The sequence below is a fragment of the Desulfovibrio sp. 3_1_syn3 genome (assembly GCF_000145315.2).
GTDB lineage: Bacteria > Desulfobacterota > Desulfovibrionia > Desulfovibrionales > Desulfovibrionaceae > Desulfovibrio > Desulfovibrio fairfieldensis.
In genome coordinates this window covers 209,025-223,761 of the sequence record NZ_ADDR02000002.1, presented here as the reverse complement: position 1 = coordinate 223,761, position 14,737 = coordinate 209,025, and the positions used below count along the sequence as shown (strand labels likewise).

Genomic DNA, 14,737 nt, shown 5'->3' with positions numbered 1-14,737 from the left:
AGGGGCAAAAGGCGCTTGGGAGAGGCAAAACCTAGTGGGCGGTGCCCCAATCATGCCCCACCCCCCAATCCACCACCAGAGGCACGGAAAGCGTCTCGCCGCCCGGAGCCACCGAGCTCATCAGGGCGGCCACCCGCGCACCGGCCGCTTCGGCCGTGGCTTCGGGCGTTTCCAGCAACAGTTCGTCATGCACCTGCAAGAGAAGGCGGGCGTCCATGCGCCGCAGTTCCGCGTCATGGGCCACGGCCAGCATGGCCAGCTTGATGATGTCCGCGGCCGAGCCCTGGATGACCGTATTAATGGCCTGCCGCCGGGCCAGGGCAAAGGCCTGGCCGTTGGCCGAAAGAATGTCGGGCAACAGACGGCGGCGGCCGCCCAGGGTGGTCACGTAGCCCTGGCGTTTGGCCGTGGCCTCCACGTTCTCGTAAAAAGCCTTGAGGCCCGTGAGCCGTTCAAAATAGCGGGTAATAAACTCCTTGGCCTCGGCGGTGCTGATCTTGAGTTCCTGGCCCAGCTTTTGCGCGCCCATGCCGTAGATCAGGCCGAAATTGATGGTCTTGGCATTGCGGCGCTGGTCCGGGCTGACCTCACCGGCCTGCAGGTCATAGATCAGGGCCGCGGTGCGGGCGTGAATGTCCTCGCCCTGGCGGAAGGCGTCCAGCAGGGCCGCGTCCTGGGACATATGGGCCAGCACGCGCAGTTCCACCTGGGAATAGTCGGCGGAAACCAGGGTGCGCCCCGGCCCGGCGATGAAGCAGGCCCGCATGCGCTTGCCCAGCGGGCCGCGCACGGGAATATTCTGCAAGTTGGGATTACTGGAAGACAGCCGCCCGGTGGCCGTGGCCTTCTGATTGAAGGTGGTATGGATACGCCCCTGCCCGTCCACCAGGCGCGGCAGCGGGTCCAGATAGGTGGAGCGCATCTTCTCCAGTTTGCGGAATTGCAGAATACTGTCCACCACAGCGTGGCGTCCGGCCAGTTTTTCCAAAGTCTGCTGGCTGGTGGAAGCCTGCCCGCCCTTGGTTTTGCGCGGCGAGGGCAGATTCAGGGTCTTGAAGAGCACATCGCCCAGCTGCTGGGCCGAACGGATATTGAAGGTCGTTCCCGCCGCCGCGTAGACCTCGGCGGTGAGGCGGTCCAGCTCGTGCTGTACGTCGGAGAGAAAGGCCTGGAACGCGGCGGCGTCGATAGCCACGCCGCGCCCTTCCATTTCGGCCAGCACCGGAGTAAGAGGCAGTTCCAGCGTATTGTAAAGCTCGCGCAGCCCGTCGCGGACCAAACGATCCTCCAGGGCTTCGGCCATGGCCAGAGCCAGCCGGGCCGGACCCCCGCCCTCGGGTTTCAGAGCCGCCCCCCAGCGCGCGGCCAAGCGGGGCCAGCCGTAATCGCTTTCCTCGGGATTGAGCAGATAGGCGGCCAGGCCCAGGTCGAAACAGCGCGGCGGCGTTTCGCCCAGAGGCAGATTGCGCCAACAGGGCGCGGCGGTCAGCAGGGCCTTGAGATCGGCCACCACCAGCCGCCGAGCCGACTGCAGCCAGGCGCAGAGCATGTCCATGCGCCCGGTCCAGCAGTATTCCGCAGGCTCCGTCGTCTCGGACAGCGGATCGCCCACGGCCAGATGCGGCGGCTGCTTGGGACCCTGCGGCCAGATCAGGGCCACATGGCGGCCCGCGCAGTCCGGCAGGGCGGCGACATCCGAAAGTTCCGGGGCCAGAGGCTCTTCAACGGCATCCAGCAGGCTCATCTGCGCGCCCGTGCGGGTCTGGGACCGCGAGGCGCCGCCGGATGACGCCGCAGCGAACGAAACGCTTTGCGCACCGGCTTTCTGCGCGGCGGCCCCCTCGGCTCCGGACGCGGCATCCTCTGTCCGCGCGCCCGGACGCGGCGGCGCGGCCGCATCCTCATCGCTCTGGCGGCGCAGCAGCGAGGCCATTTCCCGGCGCAGGGCAAAGAGTTCGAATTCCTCGGCCAGAGCCCGGCATTCCGGCACATTCAGCGGCCGCACGGCCATGTCGTCCAGGGTCAGGCTTTCGCAGGCCTTGAGCGACAAGGTGGTCAGCTCCCGCCAGATGAACATATCCTCCAGATGGCCGCGCATCTTGTCCTGGATTTTGGGCGGCAGCAGGACGAAATGATCCCGGATGTCCTCCAGGCTGGGACAGATCTCGAAAATCTGGCGCGCGGTCTTGGGGCCGATGCCCGGCACGCCGGGAATATTGTCGCTGGCGTCGCCCACCAAGGCCTGCACGTCGGGCCACTGGGCCGGGCTCACCCCGCTCTCGGCCCGGAATTCGGCTTCGTTGAGAAGTTTTTCCTCGCGCGCCGCCGGATCCCACATATAGACGTTGGGGCCCAGGCATTGTTTCAGATCCTTGTCGCCGCTGACGATGACCACCGGGCGCTCGGAAGAAAAACGGGCCGCCAGGGAGGCGATGCAGTCATCGGCCTCGCAGCCCTCCGAGACTTCCAGCTTGAGGCCCAGGGCATGCACCATGCGCAGGATGGGCTCGATCTGCCGGGCCAGATCCTCGGGCATGGCGTCGCGGTTGGCCTTGTACAGCGGAAAGATATCGTGGCGAAAATTTTTGCCCTTGCCGTCTTTGACGAAGACGAAATGCCGGGGCCGCTCCTCGCGCAGGATGCGCAACAGCACGCGGGTCACCACCACCAGGGCGTTGGTGGGGAAACCGTCGGAGCGCTGCATATTTTTATTGGCGAAAAAGCCGCGATAAATGAAGGCGGAACCGTCCATCAGAAATATGGGATCAGAGGCTAGGCCCAGGCGTTCTTTCAGTGACATGGCAGTAGGGGTTGAGGGTTGCGCGGCCCGGTCGGCGTCGCCGCTTGCGGAGAAGACATGCTGCGGGTATAGTATAGGGATGGAAACAAGTCCGCAAGTGACAGCTTCGGCCCAGGGGCCGCTCTGGCTCGTAAGCGTGGGCGGCCGCTGGAATATGGAAGAGCCGTGGCCCGAGGAAGCCGACGCTGCCCTGGCCGGCATTGCGGACCAGCGCGTGCGCGAATTGCGCCTGGAAGCAAATGGTCTGGGCCGGTGGGACACCAGTCTGCTGGTCTTTCTGGTGCAGATGGTCAAGGCCGCGCGCGCCCGCAAGCTGGATGTGGATCTGGCTCTGCCCGAAGGACTGGAACGCCTGCTGCACATGGCTTTCGCCGTTCCCGCGCAGGAAGGCGCGGCCCGCAAAAAAAGCGACGCGACGTTTTTGTCCGGCCTGGGGGACGCGGCCCTGAGCCTGCCGCCCACGGTCGGGGACTTTCTCAGTTTTTGCGGCGAGGTGACGCTCTCCATCTGGCGGCTTTTTCTGGGCCGGTCCAAGATGCGCAGCCAGGATTTCGTGGCCGCCATGTATGAATGCGGGGTGCAGGCCCTGCCCATCATCTCCGTCACCAGCATGCTTTTCGGCCTGATCCTGGCCTTTGTGGGCGCGGTGCAGCTGACCCAGTTCGGCGCGCAGATCTATGTGGCGGGCCTGGTGGGCATCGGCATGCTGCGGGTCATGGGCGCGGTGATGGTGGGCGTGGTCATGTCGGGCCGGGTGGGCGCGGCCTACGCCGCCCTTATCGGCACCATGCAGGTCAACGAAGAGGTGGACGCCCTGGCGACTCTGGGCATCTCGCCCGTGGACTTTCTGGTGCTGCCGCGCGTACTGGCGCTCACGGCCATGGTGCCCCTGCTGACGCTCTACGCCGACCTCATGGGCGTGCTGGGCGGCTATCTGGTGGGTGTCATGATGCTGGACCTCAATCCCATGGAATACATCAACGCCACCACCCAGATGGTGCCCTTCAAGCATGTGCTCATCGGCCTGGTTTACGGTACGGTTTTCGGGGTGGTCATTGCCGTGGCCGGTTGTTACCAGGGCATGCGCTGCGGCCGCAGCGCCCAGGCCGTGGGACAGGCCACCACCACGGCGGTGGTCCATTCCATTGTGGGCATCATCGTGGCCACGGCCGCCATCACCGTCATCTGCAACGTACTGGGCGTCTGACATGAGCATGGGCAAAGACAACACCCAAACGGCGGGCGGCACCGGGCCGGGCGAACGCGAGATCCGGGTCAGCGTGCGCGGCCTGCAAGTGGGCTACGGCTCCTTTGTGCTCATGCGCAATGTGGAATTCGACGTGCGCGCCGGAGACGTTTTTTTCATTATGGGCGGTTCGGGATGCGGCAAAAGCACGTTGCTGCGGGTGCTCATGGGGCTCAAGCCCCCCCAGGCCGGGCAAGTGCTTTACGGGGGCACGGATTTCTGGGGCGGCGGCGAGGAAGTGCGCCGGAAAATCATGCGCCACGCGGGCGTGCTCTTCCAAGGCGGGGCGTTATGGAGCTCCATGACTCTGGCCGAAAACGTGGGCCTGCCCCTGCAACAGTATACGGATCTGGACGACGAGGAAATCCGCGAACAGGCCTCGCTCAAGCTGGCCCTGGCCGGGCTGGCCGGATTTGAGGATTATTATCCCTCGGAAATCAGCGGCGGCATGCGCAAGCGCGCCGGTCTGGCCCGCGCCCTGGCCCTGGATCCCCAGATCCTCTTCCTGGACGAGCCCTCGGCCGGTCTGGACCCGGTCAGCTCCCACCTGCTGGACGAGCTGATTCTGGAATTGCGGGACACGCTGGGCACCACCTTTGTGATCGTCTCTCACGAACTGGCCAGCATTTTCGCCATTGCCAGCAACAGCATTTTTCTGGACGCGCAGACCCGTTCTGTCACAGCCAGGGGCAATCCCAACGAGTTGGTGCGCGATCCCCATACCGAGAAGCGCGCCCTGCTCTTCCTGACCAGAGGCGGCGAACGCCGCGGAGAGGACTCCGCCCGTGACGACGCCGGGGCAGCCACGCCCGACAAGGATACGTCAGAATGACTTCACAAGCATACAAAACCATGGTGGGCGCCTTTGTGCTCGGCGGCATCGGTCTCTTTGCCCTGGGCCTGGTTCTGCTGGCCGGGAACCGCCTGTTCAGCAACGACCTCGAGTACGTGCTCTATTTTGACGGCTCGGTGAGCGGCCTTTCCATCGGCGCGCCCGTGGTCTTCCGCGGCGTGCCCATGGGCAGCGTTACCCAGATCAGCCTGGTAGCCAACTCGCGCGATTCCAACGTGACCATCCCGGTGCACATCCGCATTGACGAAAAAAGCATTGTGCGCGCCGGGGGCAGAGGCATCTCCGAGGCCTTTCAGCAGGAGATCGTCCGCCGCATGGTCCAGCGCGGCCTGCGCGCCCGGCTGCAACTGCAAAGCCTGATCACCGGCCAATACCGCATCGAGCTGGATTTCCACCCGGACACCCCGGCCAATTTCCGCTCCTCCACGCCGGATCTGGAAATTCCCACCATTCCCTCGCCCATTGATACGCTCCAGCGCACCCTGGCCAAATTGCCTCTGGAACAGATGGTCCATTCGCTGGATTCCATTCTGGAAGATCTGGCCCAGGCCCTGGCCGACGGCAAGCTCAAGGAAGGCATCGCCTCCTTTGCCGGCACCTTTGCCGAGGCGCAGCGGATGCTCAAGGACAGCCCCCTGCGCAATGCGGCGGACAGCGCCCTGCAGCAGATCGACGGCGCGGCCCGTGCCGTGCGCCAGGAGCTGCCCGGCGCGCTGGTGGCCTTCCGCGAGGCCATGACCAACATGGCCCAGGCCGCCGAACAGCTGCGCAGGGTTTCGGGTTCGGCCCAGGATGTGCTGGGACGCGACTCGCCCGCCATGAACGATCTGCGCCGCCTGCTCAAGGAAAGCACCGCAGCGGCCCGTGCGCTGCGCGATCTCGCGGACCTGCTTGAACGCAACCCGGAAGCCCTGCTCAAGGGCAGAAAAGGAACACGCTGATGTCACGCCATATCTTTCTTCTGGCCGCGCTGCTGACCCTGCTGACCGCCTGCGGCCGCAGCACGCCCACCAACTACTATCTGCTGGAAAGCTCGCTGGGACCGGTGCAGGCCGACGGCCTGCCCGCCAAAAGCCTGCGCGTGGCCCAGGTCAGCGTGCCCGAGTATCTGGACCGCAGCGGCATTGTCAGCCGCGTGGACGGCCAGACCCAGCTGATCGTGGCCCAGTTCCACGCCTGGGCCGAACCCGTCAGCAACGGCGTGCGCCGCGTCACCCAGGAAGTGCTGACCCCGCCGCTGCTGGCCGGGGGCATCAATGTGCTGCCCTCCGGCGACGAAAGCAGCGGCGATTTCACCCTTTTGCTGGACGTGCAGCGCCTGGACGGCAATTTTGACGACAAGGCCGTGCTGGAGACGCGCTGGACGCTTCGGGACAGGGACAACGCCATCCTCGGCCGCGGCATCTACGCCTCCGAGGAGATGGTGCGGGGCAAAACCTACGACCTGCTGGTGGGCGCGGAAAGCCGTCTGGTGCGTCGCATGGCGGACTATCTGGCCGAAAAGCTGCCGCCGCTGATGCGCGGAAAAAAATCATGAGCAGCCTTGCTTCCGACGCCGTTCCCGCGCCCAGCCGCGTGCTGATCGTGGACGACGCGCCGGAAAACCTGCGCATTCTGAGCGAAAGCCTGCGCGGGGACTATACCATCATGTTCGCCAAAAACGGCCGGGACGCCCTGCGCCTGGCCGGCGGCGAACCCGCGCCGGACATTATTCTGCTGGACGTGATCATGCCCGGCATGAACGGCTATGACGTCTGCCGCCGGCTCAAGGAATTGCCGCGCACCCGCGACATCCCGGTCATGTTCATCACGGCCCAGAACGAAGAGGCCGACGAGGCCGAGGGCCTTTCCCTGGGCGCGCAGGATTATATCAAAAAGCCCTTCCAGGCCTCGCTGGTGCGTAACCGCGTGGCCAACCAGCTCGAATTCAAACGCTACCGCGACCACCTCAAGGAACTGGTGGACGAGCGCACCCGGCAGTTGGCCCTGACCCAGGAAGCCACCATTCACGCCATGGCCAGCCTGGCCGAATGGCGCGACCCGGAAACCGGCGCTCACATCAAACGCACCCAGAATTACGTCCGGGCCCTGGCCGAACATATGGCTACCCTGCCCCAATACGTGGACCGTCTTGATGCGGACGCCATTTCCTGGCTCTATCTGTCCGCGCCCCTGCACGACGTGGGCAAGGTGGCCATTGCCGACGCCGTGCTGCAAAAGCCGGGTCCCCTCACGGACGAGGAGTACGAGGCCATGAAGGAGCATACCGTGCGCGGACGCGCGGTGCTGGCTTCGGCCGAACAGGTGCTGGGCGGTAATTCCTTTTTGCGGGTCGCCAGCGACATTGCCTATTGCCATCACGAACGTTGGGACGGCAAGGGCTACCCGCGCGGGCTCAAAGGCGATGAAATTCCCCTTTCGGCCCGGCTGATGAGCGTGGCCGACGTCTACGACGCCCTGCGCAGCCAGCGCGTCTACAAACCGCCCATGAATCATGAGATGGCCGCTAAAATCATCCTGGCCGGACGCGGCACGCAGTTCGCTCCGGATGTGGTGGACGCCTTCGCGGCCATCCAGGACCGGTTCCGGGACATTGCGGAGCGCTATTCCGATCAGGATGACGCAGGCAAGCGCGTCGACGTCCCCGCGTAAGAAAAAATAGTCATGGCTTGAGCCGTTGCCGTTCGCTTCAATGTGGATATAACGACGCTGGAAAAGTTGATGAACAGGGCGTTCATCGGCTTTTCCAGCTTGTTTTTCAAGAGGAGAACAAAATGCTGAGACAGGCAGTCGCCGCGGATCTGGATCATATAGAAGAAGGATACCAAGAGCATTTTTTACATGAAAGAGAACACGGCGCATTTACCGTCTTTCAAGAGGGTGTTTACCCAACGCGAGAAGATGCAAAGAGAGCTTTGCTGGCTGGGGCCTTATTTGTATACGAAGAGGATAGTACTCCGGCGGGCAGCATCATTGTTGATATGCGGCAGCCGGATGAATATGGGAAAATAGACTGGCCGAGTCAGGCGGCAGCCGAAAAAGTGATGGTCATCCATCTGGTCATTGTACGCCCCGGCATGGCAGGAAAAGGCATTGGTTCGTCACTTGTAAATTACGCGCTGGAAATAGCCAAACAGCGTTCATGCGAGGCAGTCAGACTTGACACAGGCTCACAAAACATTCCCGCTGTTTCCTTATACAGGAAGCTGGGGTTTGAGCTGGCGGGGACTACCAGCATGAAGGTCGGCGGGTTGATTGCTCACGATAGGCATCTCTTTTTTGAAAAAAGACTATACTACAATTGCGGGGAATAGACGCGAAAAGCAGCGCGCGGGCGCATCTGCGCGCTGCTCTTAGAGCAGATTACCTTTGAAACGCTGCACGTTTCAAAGGATTCATTCCGGCAAAGCGACCGAAGGCAGCCCGCAACGCGGAAAATGCCCGGCGAACCGGGCATTTTCCGGATAAAAACCCTATTGCCCCCAGGAGTTCCGCCCGCGCAGACCGGATCAGCGCTCGTCGGCGTGCCGGGGCAAATCGTTCTTACTGATTGATCATCACCTTGGCCGGGCGCAGCAGCCGGTCGCCCAGCTTGTAGCCCCGCTGGAGCACGCGGGCCACAGCGCCGGAGGCAAGATCCGGCCGGGCATCAAAGCCCACGGCTTCATGCACTTCCGGGTTGAATTCCTCGCCCTCTTCGCCCAGCGGCGTCAGACCGTGCTTGGTCACCGCCTCCCGCAACAGCTTGCGGGTCATGGCCACGCCCTGAAGCATGTCCTTGCAGGCTTCGTGCTTACTGCCGTATTGCAGGGCCAGATCCAGATTGTCCAGCGTGGGCAACAGATCGCTGAGCACGTTTTCGGCCGCGTAACGCATCTGTTCCTGATGTTCCCGGGTAAGACGCTTTTTGAAATTTTCCATTTCCGCGGCGGCGCGCAGGCGCAGTTCCTCAACCTCGGCCTTGAGGCGCGCCTCGGCGTCAGCCTGGGCTTGGTCCGCCGCGCCCGCGTCTTCCGGCATAAGGGCTTCGTCGCGCAAGGCGTTATCCCACCCGTTGTTATCCGGGCTCATGCCCTCCTGCTCCGGACGGCCTTCGCCGGCCTCGTCCTGAAATTCCTCACCGGCCTGGGCCGACCGCATATATGACTGCATCGTATGACGCCGCATGCTTCCTCCTGAAACGTGCCGCCCTGAAAACGTCATCCCGATGGATGCTTCATGACGGTGTATATCTGTATTGAGTAAGGTCGCCGCGCCGTGCTGTCAAGATGCGGCGGCGCGCGCAGGACATTGCCGGAGCTCCGGACGCTTCTCCAGCAGGCAATACCCAGCATGCGCCTCGACATTCTCGCGGCCCTCCTGTATATTGTCCCGATTGCTGAGAGGACTTGCCTATGACATGCCGTATTCTGACCCTGCAGAACGAACAGGAATGGCCCAAAGCCGCCCAGTGGCTGCAGGGCCGCAGCAACCCCGGCGACGGGGTTGAAAATGCCGTGCGGGACATTCTGGCCGCCGTGCGGGGCAAGGGCGACGAAGCCCTTGTTGACTTTACCCGCCGTTTCGACTGCCCGGATTTCGCCCCGCCCCTGCGCGTAAGCGAACAGGAAATCGCCCGCGCCGCGGCGTCGGTTTCCGTGGAAAGCCGGGAGCAGATCAGCGGGGCCGCCGCCAACATCCGCGCTTTCCACGAAGCCCAGCTGGAGAAATCCTGGTTTCTGACCCGGCCGGACGGCAGCATCCTGGGTCAGCGGGTTCTGCCCGTGGATGCCGTGGGCCTGTACGTGCCCGGCGGCCAGGGAGGCAACACGCCCCTGGTTTCCAGCCTGCTGATGAACGCCATTCCGGCCCAGGTGGCGGGCGTGCCGCGTCTGGCCGTCTGCACGCCGCCCCGCAAGGACGGCAGCGTCAACCCGCACATCCTGGCTGCCGCCCATCTGCTGGATATCGACGAAGTCTACCGCGTGGGCGGGGCCTGGAGCATCGCGGCCCTGGCCTACGGCACGCAGAGTCTGCCGCCGGTGGACGTCATTGCCGGACCGGGCAATATTTATGTGACCACGGCCAAGCGTCTGGTTCAGGGCACAGTGGGCATCGACATGATCGCCGGCCCCAGCGAAGTGCTGGTCCTGGCCGATTCGTCGGCCAATGTGAGCTGGATCGCGGCGGACATGCTCTCTCAGGCCGAGCATGACCCCCTGGCTTCGGCCATCTGCGTCACGGACGATCCCCGCCTGGCCGAAAGCCTGCAGCAGGAACTGGACAACCAGTACGTAAGCCTGCCCAGGGCTCAGATCGCCGGGCGTTCGCTCATGGACTGGGGCGCCATCGTGGTGGTGCCCAACCTCAGTGTGGCCGTGGCCGTGGCCAACCGCGTGGCCCCGGAGCATCTGGAAATCTGCACCCGCGACCCTTGGGCCGTGCTGCCGCACATCCGCCATGCGGGCGCGGTCTTCATGGGGCAGCACAGCCCCGAAGCCGTGGGCGATTATTACGCCGGTCCCAACCATGTGCTGCCCACCCTGGGCACGGCGCGTTTTTCCTCGGCCCTTTCCGTGCAGACCTTCTGCAAAAAAACCAGCATCGTGGCCGCCTCGTCGGCCTTCCTGCTGCAAAATGCCCCGGCCATCGCCGCCCTGGCCCGTCTGGAAGGCCTGGAGGCCCATGCCCGCTCGGTGGAAGCCCGCCGGCACAAATAGAGCATAGCACGCTTGAGATTTCCGCTTTACGGAGGGCAAAGCCCACCTACGGGAATCTTGCGGGCCTTGTTTCACAAGGCCGAGCATTTTAACAGTACAGGGTAATTTTCATTGTGAAAATGCTCTAGCGGCACAACAGGAGCTCATATGAAAGTCGTCGTCAAAACGGACATCACCGCCTATCCTCTGCTTTCGCGCGGCAAAGTGCGCGACATCTACGATGTGGACGAAAAAACGCTGCTCATCGTCACCACGGACCGCATGTCGGCCTTTGACGTGATCATGAGCGAGCCCATTCCCTACAAGGGCGTGATCCTGAACAAGATCACCCTGTTCTGGATGGATAAATTCAAGGACATTATCCCCAACCATCTGCTGGAAAGCGACGTAAACCGTTTTCCGGCCGCCCTGGCCCCCTGGAAGGACGAGCTGGAAGGCCGCGCCGTGCTGGTGCGCAAGGCCAAGCCCCTGCCGGTGGAATGCATCGTGCGCGGCTACATCACGGGTTCCGGCTGGAAGGACTACCAAGCCACGGGCCAGCTCTGCGGCTACAGGCTGCCCGAGGGCCTGCGCGAGTCGGACAAACTTGAGCCCGCCCTGTTCACCCCCTCCACCAAGGCGGAACTGGGCCAGCACGACGAAAACATCAGCGTGGCCGAAGCCGCCCGCCTGCTGGGCGAGGACACGGCCCGTCTGGCGGAAAAAACCTCCCTGGCCATTTACGAGGCCGGGCGCGCCTATGCCTCCGGGCGCGGCATCATCGTGGCGGACACCAAATTTGAATTCGGCTTCATAGACGGCAGCCTGCACCTTATCGACGAAGTGCTCACGCCCGACTCCTCGCGTTTCTGGCCCGCTGACCAGTACAAGGCCGGACAGGGCCAGCCCAGCTTTGATAAGCAGTATCTGCGCGACTGGCTCAAGAAGCAGCCCTGGAATATGCAGCCGCCCCCGCCGCACCTGCCCGAAGAAGTCATTCAGGCCACGGCGGAACGCTACAAGGAAGCCTACGAGATTCTGACCAGCGAAATTTAACGGGCTCGCACCCGCAGGACCAACATTCATTAACCGAAGGCCGGCGCGCCGGCTTGTTTTTAAGGAGAAGCCATGCTGCTGCAAGGTAAAAAGGCCCTGATCATGGGGCTCGCCAACAATAGAAGCATTGCCTACGGCATAGCCTCATGTCTCAAAGCCCAGGGGGCCCGGCTGGCCTTCAACTATGTGGGCGAGGCCATCAAAAAGCGTGTGGAGCCCTTGAGCGAGGAACTCGGCGGGGAATTCACCTTCCAGTGCGACGTCTGCGACGATGCCCAAATTCAGGCCGCCGCCGACCTGGTCAAGGAAAAATGGGGCGATCTGGATATCCTCGTGCATTCCGTGGCCTTTGCCAACCGCCAGGATCTGGTGGGCCGCTTTGTGGACACCTCGCGCGACGGCTTCAAGCTGGCCCTGGAGGTTTCCGCCTATTCGCTCACCGGGCTCTGCCGGGCCTTCGAGCCCCTGCTCCACGACGGCAGCTCAGTGATCACCATGACCTACCACGGCTCCACCAAGATCATCCCCGGCTACAACGTCATGGGCGTGGCCAAGGCCGCCTTGGAAGCCTCGGTGCGCTACCTGGCCTATGATCTGGGCCCCAAGGGCGTGCGCGTCAATGCCCTCAGCGCCGGGCCCATCAAAACCCTGGCCGCCTCGGCGGTATCCAGCCTCAAGGACATCTTCAACCATGTGGAGGCCCACGCCCCCCTGCGCCGCAACGTCAGCACCACGGATGTGGGCGGCGCGGCGGTCTTCCTGGCTTCGGAGCTGTCCCACGCGGTCACCGGTGAAATCATCTACGTGGACAGCGGCTTCAACCAGATCGGCATTTCGGCCTGACGGCGGCGGTATGGATTATCTGACCCTCAACGCTCTGGGCATTACCCTGCTGGCCGCATTCGGGCTCTGGGCCTTCCAGCGCGGCGCGCAAGGCGGTAAAAAACGTCCGCCGCGCTCTGAGGACGACGACAACAAGAAGGACAAGTCCTGAACCGGCCGACGCCGGGGAAAACGCCATGTTCTGGAGTATTCTGGCGATTGTGATTGTGCTGGCTCTGGCCTGGCTGTTCAAAAAAGGCTGTGAAGGCACGCCCTTCGCCAATCACAGCCCGTGAGCGCCAAATATCAATCACCTCCGGTGGAGGGAAAAAAGCGATACGCCCCCCGGCGGCAAGCCGCCGGACAAGTTATGGTAGCACAGACCGCACTTTTTGCTTGCGGCTGACACGGTTTTAGCATATACAGATTCGGCTTTACGGGCGGGTGCCAGCATTCGCCCATCCACGGAGAGGTGTCCGAGCTGGTCTAAGGAGCACGATTGGAAATCGTGTGTACGTTAACAGCGTACCGTGAGTTCGAATCTCACCCTCTCCGCCAGATTTCAAGGGGTTACTGAAAAACAGTAACCCCTTTTTCATTGGTGGAACTTTGACAATTGGTGATTTGATTGGTGATTGCCTCAAAAATGTCCGCCGCTTTCCTGTCCACTTCCAGATCATGCAGATAGATTCGCGTGGTCCTGGGGTTCAGGTGCCCAAGTACCTCTTGTGCTCACTGCGGGTCTTTGAAGTTGGTGGCTATGAAGTGCCGTAGGCTAACCCCCGCGAGCGGCTGAAAGAGGGAGAGACGTTGTACCTGCCTTCGACGGCCTGGATACGGGACTGCATCAAGCACTACCAGACGGTTGAACAGATTGGCGGATATTTACTACAGCGCCACCGGGAATTGTCTTTTTGACGTGAAGGGCAATTACGAGTTGCGCGTGGGCGGCAATATGACCCAGACCGCCGCAGGTGCCGGAACGGTGCAATCAAAGGGCAGTATGTCAGTAGGCAGCTCCGCTGAAAGCCTGAATTTGGCCGCAGCCCAACAGGGAAGCATGAGCGGCCCCGGCGGGCTGACATTTGAGGGACCGTCGACGTTCAAGGATAACATTGACGTTGGAGGCGACGTGAAGGTCGGGGCAGCGTGATTGACGCCGGAGGAAACACAAATCACCATTCACATTGATCGGTTCCCGTTTTCCCCCGACCCCCTTGCGGTTGGACTGGGAAGGTGATTACCGCAAATTCTACCGTTTCATTTGGGTTGGGTCATTTCTCATCTTGAAGTTTGTATCTAAATGATTACAATCTTCCTATGTACACAGTCTTTCGTTCATCCGTTCATCGCTCTTTGATGCTTGGCTTTCCAACCTCCGGGAAGGAAGGCACACGCTCGGATAGCGAGTAGAATTAAAACAGTCCAACGCGGTTCATTGGGTGACTATAAATCCTTAGACGGGGGCTTTTTGAACTGCGTATTGATTATGGGCCAGGGTATCGAGTGTATTTCACGCGAAAAGAAGACGTTATTATATTGCTCCTCATTGGCGGTGATAAATCTTCCCCAAAATGTGATATAGCTCGCGCCCGCGCCATGATGGAGGAATAATATGGATCTACGCAAATTTGCTCCTTTTGATGCCGCAGATTATCTGGATAGCGAAGAAGCCATTGCCGAATACTTGAGTCTTGCGGCTGCCGACCCCGACCCTGGCGTCTTATTGTCTGCTATTGCCGATGTAGCAAAGGCACGTGGTATGGCAAAACTTGCACTGGATTCGGGCCTTGGGCGTGAAAGCCTGTATAAAGCGCTGCGTCCTGGCTCCAAACCACGCTATGAAACAATTGCCAAAATCCTTTCGGCGCTGAATGTAAAAATGCAGATACTCCCGGCTACTGTGGAATCTGCATAATGAAAGCAATACAGAGCGAAGAAAAAATATCTTTTGAGCATAGTCCGGGGAACGTCAATGCCGACCTTGGCATAAAAGACACCGATGAAATGTTCCATAAGGCCAGCTTGGTGGCCAAGATTTCAGACACTATACAGGAAAGAGGCTGGCCCCGGCAGCAGGCGGCCCAACTATTGGGAATGACTCAGCCCAAGCTCTCGCTCATGCTGCGTGGACAATTCCATGACATCAGCATGACACAAGTTCTGAGTTGTTTTACCCGTCTTGGCTACGATGTTCAGATTGTCGTCAGACCGCTACCCGGCCCGCATAGCCGACCGGGTTCCATCCATGTGGTGTTCCCGTAACACTTCCCATTTTCCCT

General features: G+C 61.8%; 16 protein-coding genes and 1 tRNA gene. 15 read left to right on the top strand and 2 right to left on the bottom strand.

All coding sequences use genetic code 11. The annotated features are described in order from the left end of the window. Positions 1 to 31: 31 nt before the first annotated feature. Positions 32 to 2,800, bottom strand: coding sequence for a DNA polymerase I (gene polA / locus HMPREF0326_RS12240; RefSeq protein ID WP_008684960.1), 2,769 nt, complete (start codon positions 2,798 to 2,800; stop codon positions 32 to 34). A gap of 79 nt (positions 2,801 to 2,879) precedes the next feature. On the opposite strand from polA, the gene HMPREF0326_RS12235 reads away from it, so the two are divergent. From HMPREF0326_RS12235 to HMPREF0326_RS12210, 6 genes are all read left to right on the top strand, one after another. Next, entirely contained in the window at positions 2,880 to 4,007 is a 1,128-nt protein-coding gene (locus tag HMPREF0326_RS12235; protein ID WP_008684961.1) for an MlaE family ABC transporter permease, read from the top strand. A gap of 7 nt (positions 4,008 to 4,014) precedes the next feature. Further along, positions 4,015 to 4,878 carry an ATP-binding cassette domain-containing protein gene (locus tag HMPREF0326_RS12230; protein ID WP_051149952.1) on the top strand — a complete coding sequence of 288 codons (864 nt, stop codon included), beginning with the start codon at positions 4,015 to 4,017 and terminating at the stop codon, positions 4,876 to 4,878. Beyond that, the gene (locus tag HMPREF0326_RS12225; RefSeq protein ID WP_008684963.1) at positions 4,875 to 5,840 is read left to right on the top strand and encodes an MlaD family protein; all 966 of its coding nucleotides are present in this window, start codon (positions 4,875 to 4,877) and stop codon (positions 5,838 to 5,840) included. Before HMPREF0326_RS12230 ends, HMPREF0326_RS12225 begins: the two co-directional genes overlap by 4 nt. Continuing rightward, a complete protein-coding gene (locus tag HMPREF0326_RS12220; RefSeq protein ID WP_008684964.1) occupies positions 5,840 to 6,436 on the top strand; it encodes a PqiC family protein in 597 nt (198 codons plus the stop codon). Before HMPREF0326_RS12225 ends, HMPREF0326_RS12220 begins: the two co-directional genes overlap by 1 nt. Beyond that, positions 6,433 to 7,551 carry an HD-GYP domain-containing protein gene (locus HMPREF0326_RS12215; RefSeq protein ID WP_008684965.1) on the top strand — a complete coding sequence of 373 codons (1,119 nt, stop codon included), beginning with the start codon at positions 6,433 to 6,435 and terminating at the stop codon, positions 7,549 to 7,551. Before HMPREF0326_RS12220 ends, HMPREF0326_RS12215 begins: the two co-directional genes overlap by 4 nt. A 122-nt stretch (positions 7,552 to 7,673) precedes the next feature. Next, positions 7,674 to 8,213 carry a GNAT family N-acetyltransferase gene (locus tag HMPREF0326_RS12210; RefSeq protein ID WP_008684966.1) on the top strand — a complete coding sequence of 180 codons (540 nt, stop codon included), beginning with the start codon at positions 7,674 to 7,676 and terminating at the stop codon, positions 8,211 to 8,213. A 229-nt stretch (positions 8,214 to 8,442) separates the two neighbouring features. Here the strand turns inward: HMPREF0326_RS12210 and grpE are convergent, their stop codons facing one another. Further along, positions 8,443 to 8,970 carry a nucleotide exchange factor GrpE gene (gene grpE, locus HMPREF0326_RS12205; RefSeq protein ID WP_442852262.1) on the bottom strand — a complete coding sequence of 176 codons (528 nt, stop codon included), beginning with the start codon at positions 8,968 to 8,970 and terminating at the stop codon, positions 8,443 to 8,445. Positions 8,971 to 9,293: 323 nt separating this feature from the next. Here grpE and hisD point away from each other — a divergent pair, with 323 nt between their 5' ends. The 9 genes from hisD (at position 9,294) to HMPREF0326_RS12170 (ending at position 14,720) form a co-directional block, all read left to right on the top strand. Continuing rightward, positions 9,294 to 10,598: a histidinol dehydrogenase gene (gene hisD / locus HMPREF0326_RS12200; RefSeq protein ID WP_008684969.1), complete on the top strand. Its 1,305-nt coding sequence runs from the start codon at positions 9,294 to 9,296 to the stop codon at positions 10,596 to 10,598. A gap of 147 nt (positions 10,599 to 10,745) precedes the next feature. Continuing rightward, positions 10,746 to 11,633 carry a phosphoribosylaminoimidazolesuccinocarboxamide synthase gene (locus HMPREF0326_RS12195; protein ID WP_008684970.1) on the top strand — a complete coding sequence of 296 codons (888 nt, stop codon included), beginning with the start codon at positions 10,746 to 10,748 and terminating at the stop codon, positions 11,631 to 11,633. 72 nt (positions 11,634 to 11,705) lie between these two features. Beyond that, positions 11,706 to 12,476 carry an enoyl-ACP reductase FabI gene (locus HMPREF0326_RS12190; protein ID WP_008684971.1) on the top strand — a complete coding sequence of 257 codons (771 nt, stop codon included), beginning with the start codon at positions 11,706 to 11,708 and terminating at the stop codon, positions 12,474 to 12,476. Between the two features lie 10 nt (positions 12,477 to 12,486). Further along, positions 12,487 to 12,627 (top strand): hypothetical protein, encoded by a 141-nt coding sequence (locus HMPREF0326_RS16890; protein ID WP_009302331.1) that lies wholly within the window; start codon positions 12,487 to 12,489, stop codon positions 12,625 to 12,627. Positions 12,628 to 12,921: 294 nt separating this feature from the next. Further along, a tRNA-Ser gene (locus HMPREF0326_RS12185) sits at positions 12,922 to 13,013 on the top strand. A gap of 316 nt (positions 13,014 to 13,329) precedes the next feature. Next, entirely contained in the window at positions 13,330 to 13,608 is a 279-nt protein-coding gene (locus HMPREF0326_RS12180; protein WP_008684972.1) for a hypothetical protein, read from the top strand. 353 nt (positions 13,609 to 13,961) lie between these two features. After that, complete coding sequence (locus tag HMPREF0326_RS17440) at positions 13,962 to 14,069, top strand: hypothetical protein (protein ID WP_232224952.1); 108 nt, start codon at positions 13,962 to 13,964, stop codon at positions 14,067 to 14,069. 1 nt (position 14,070) lies between these two features. Further along, positions 14,071 to 14,373: an addiction module antidote protein gene (locus HMPREF0326_RS12175; RefSeq protein WP_008684973.1), complete on the top strand. Its 303-nt coding sequence runs from the start codon at positions 14,071 to 14,073 to the stop codon at positions 14,371 to 14,373. After that, positions 14,373 to 14,720 (top strand): helix-turn-helix domain-containing protein, encoded by a 348-nt coding sequence (locus HMPREF0326_RS12170; protein ID WP_008684974.1) that lies wholly within the window; start codon positions 14,373 to 14,375, stop codon positions 14,718 to 14,720. The genes HMPREF0326_RS12175 and HMPREF0326_RS12170 overlap by 1 nt, the downstream gene beginning before the upstream one ends. Positions 14,721 to 14,737 lie beyond the last annotated feature (17 nt).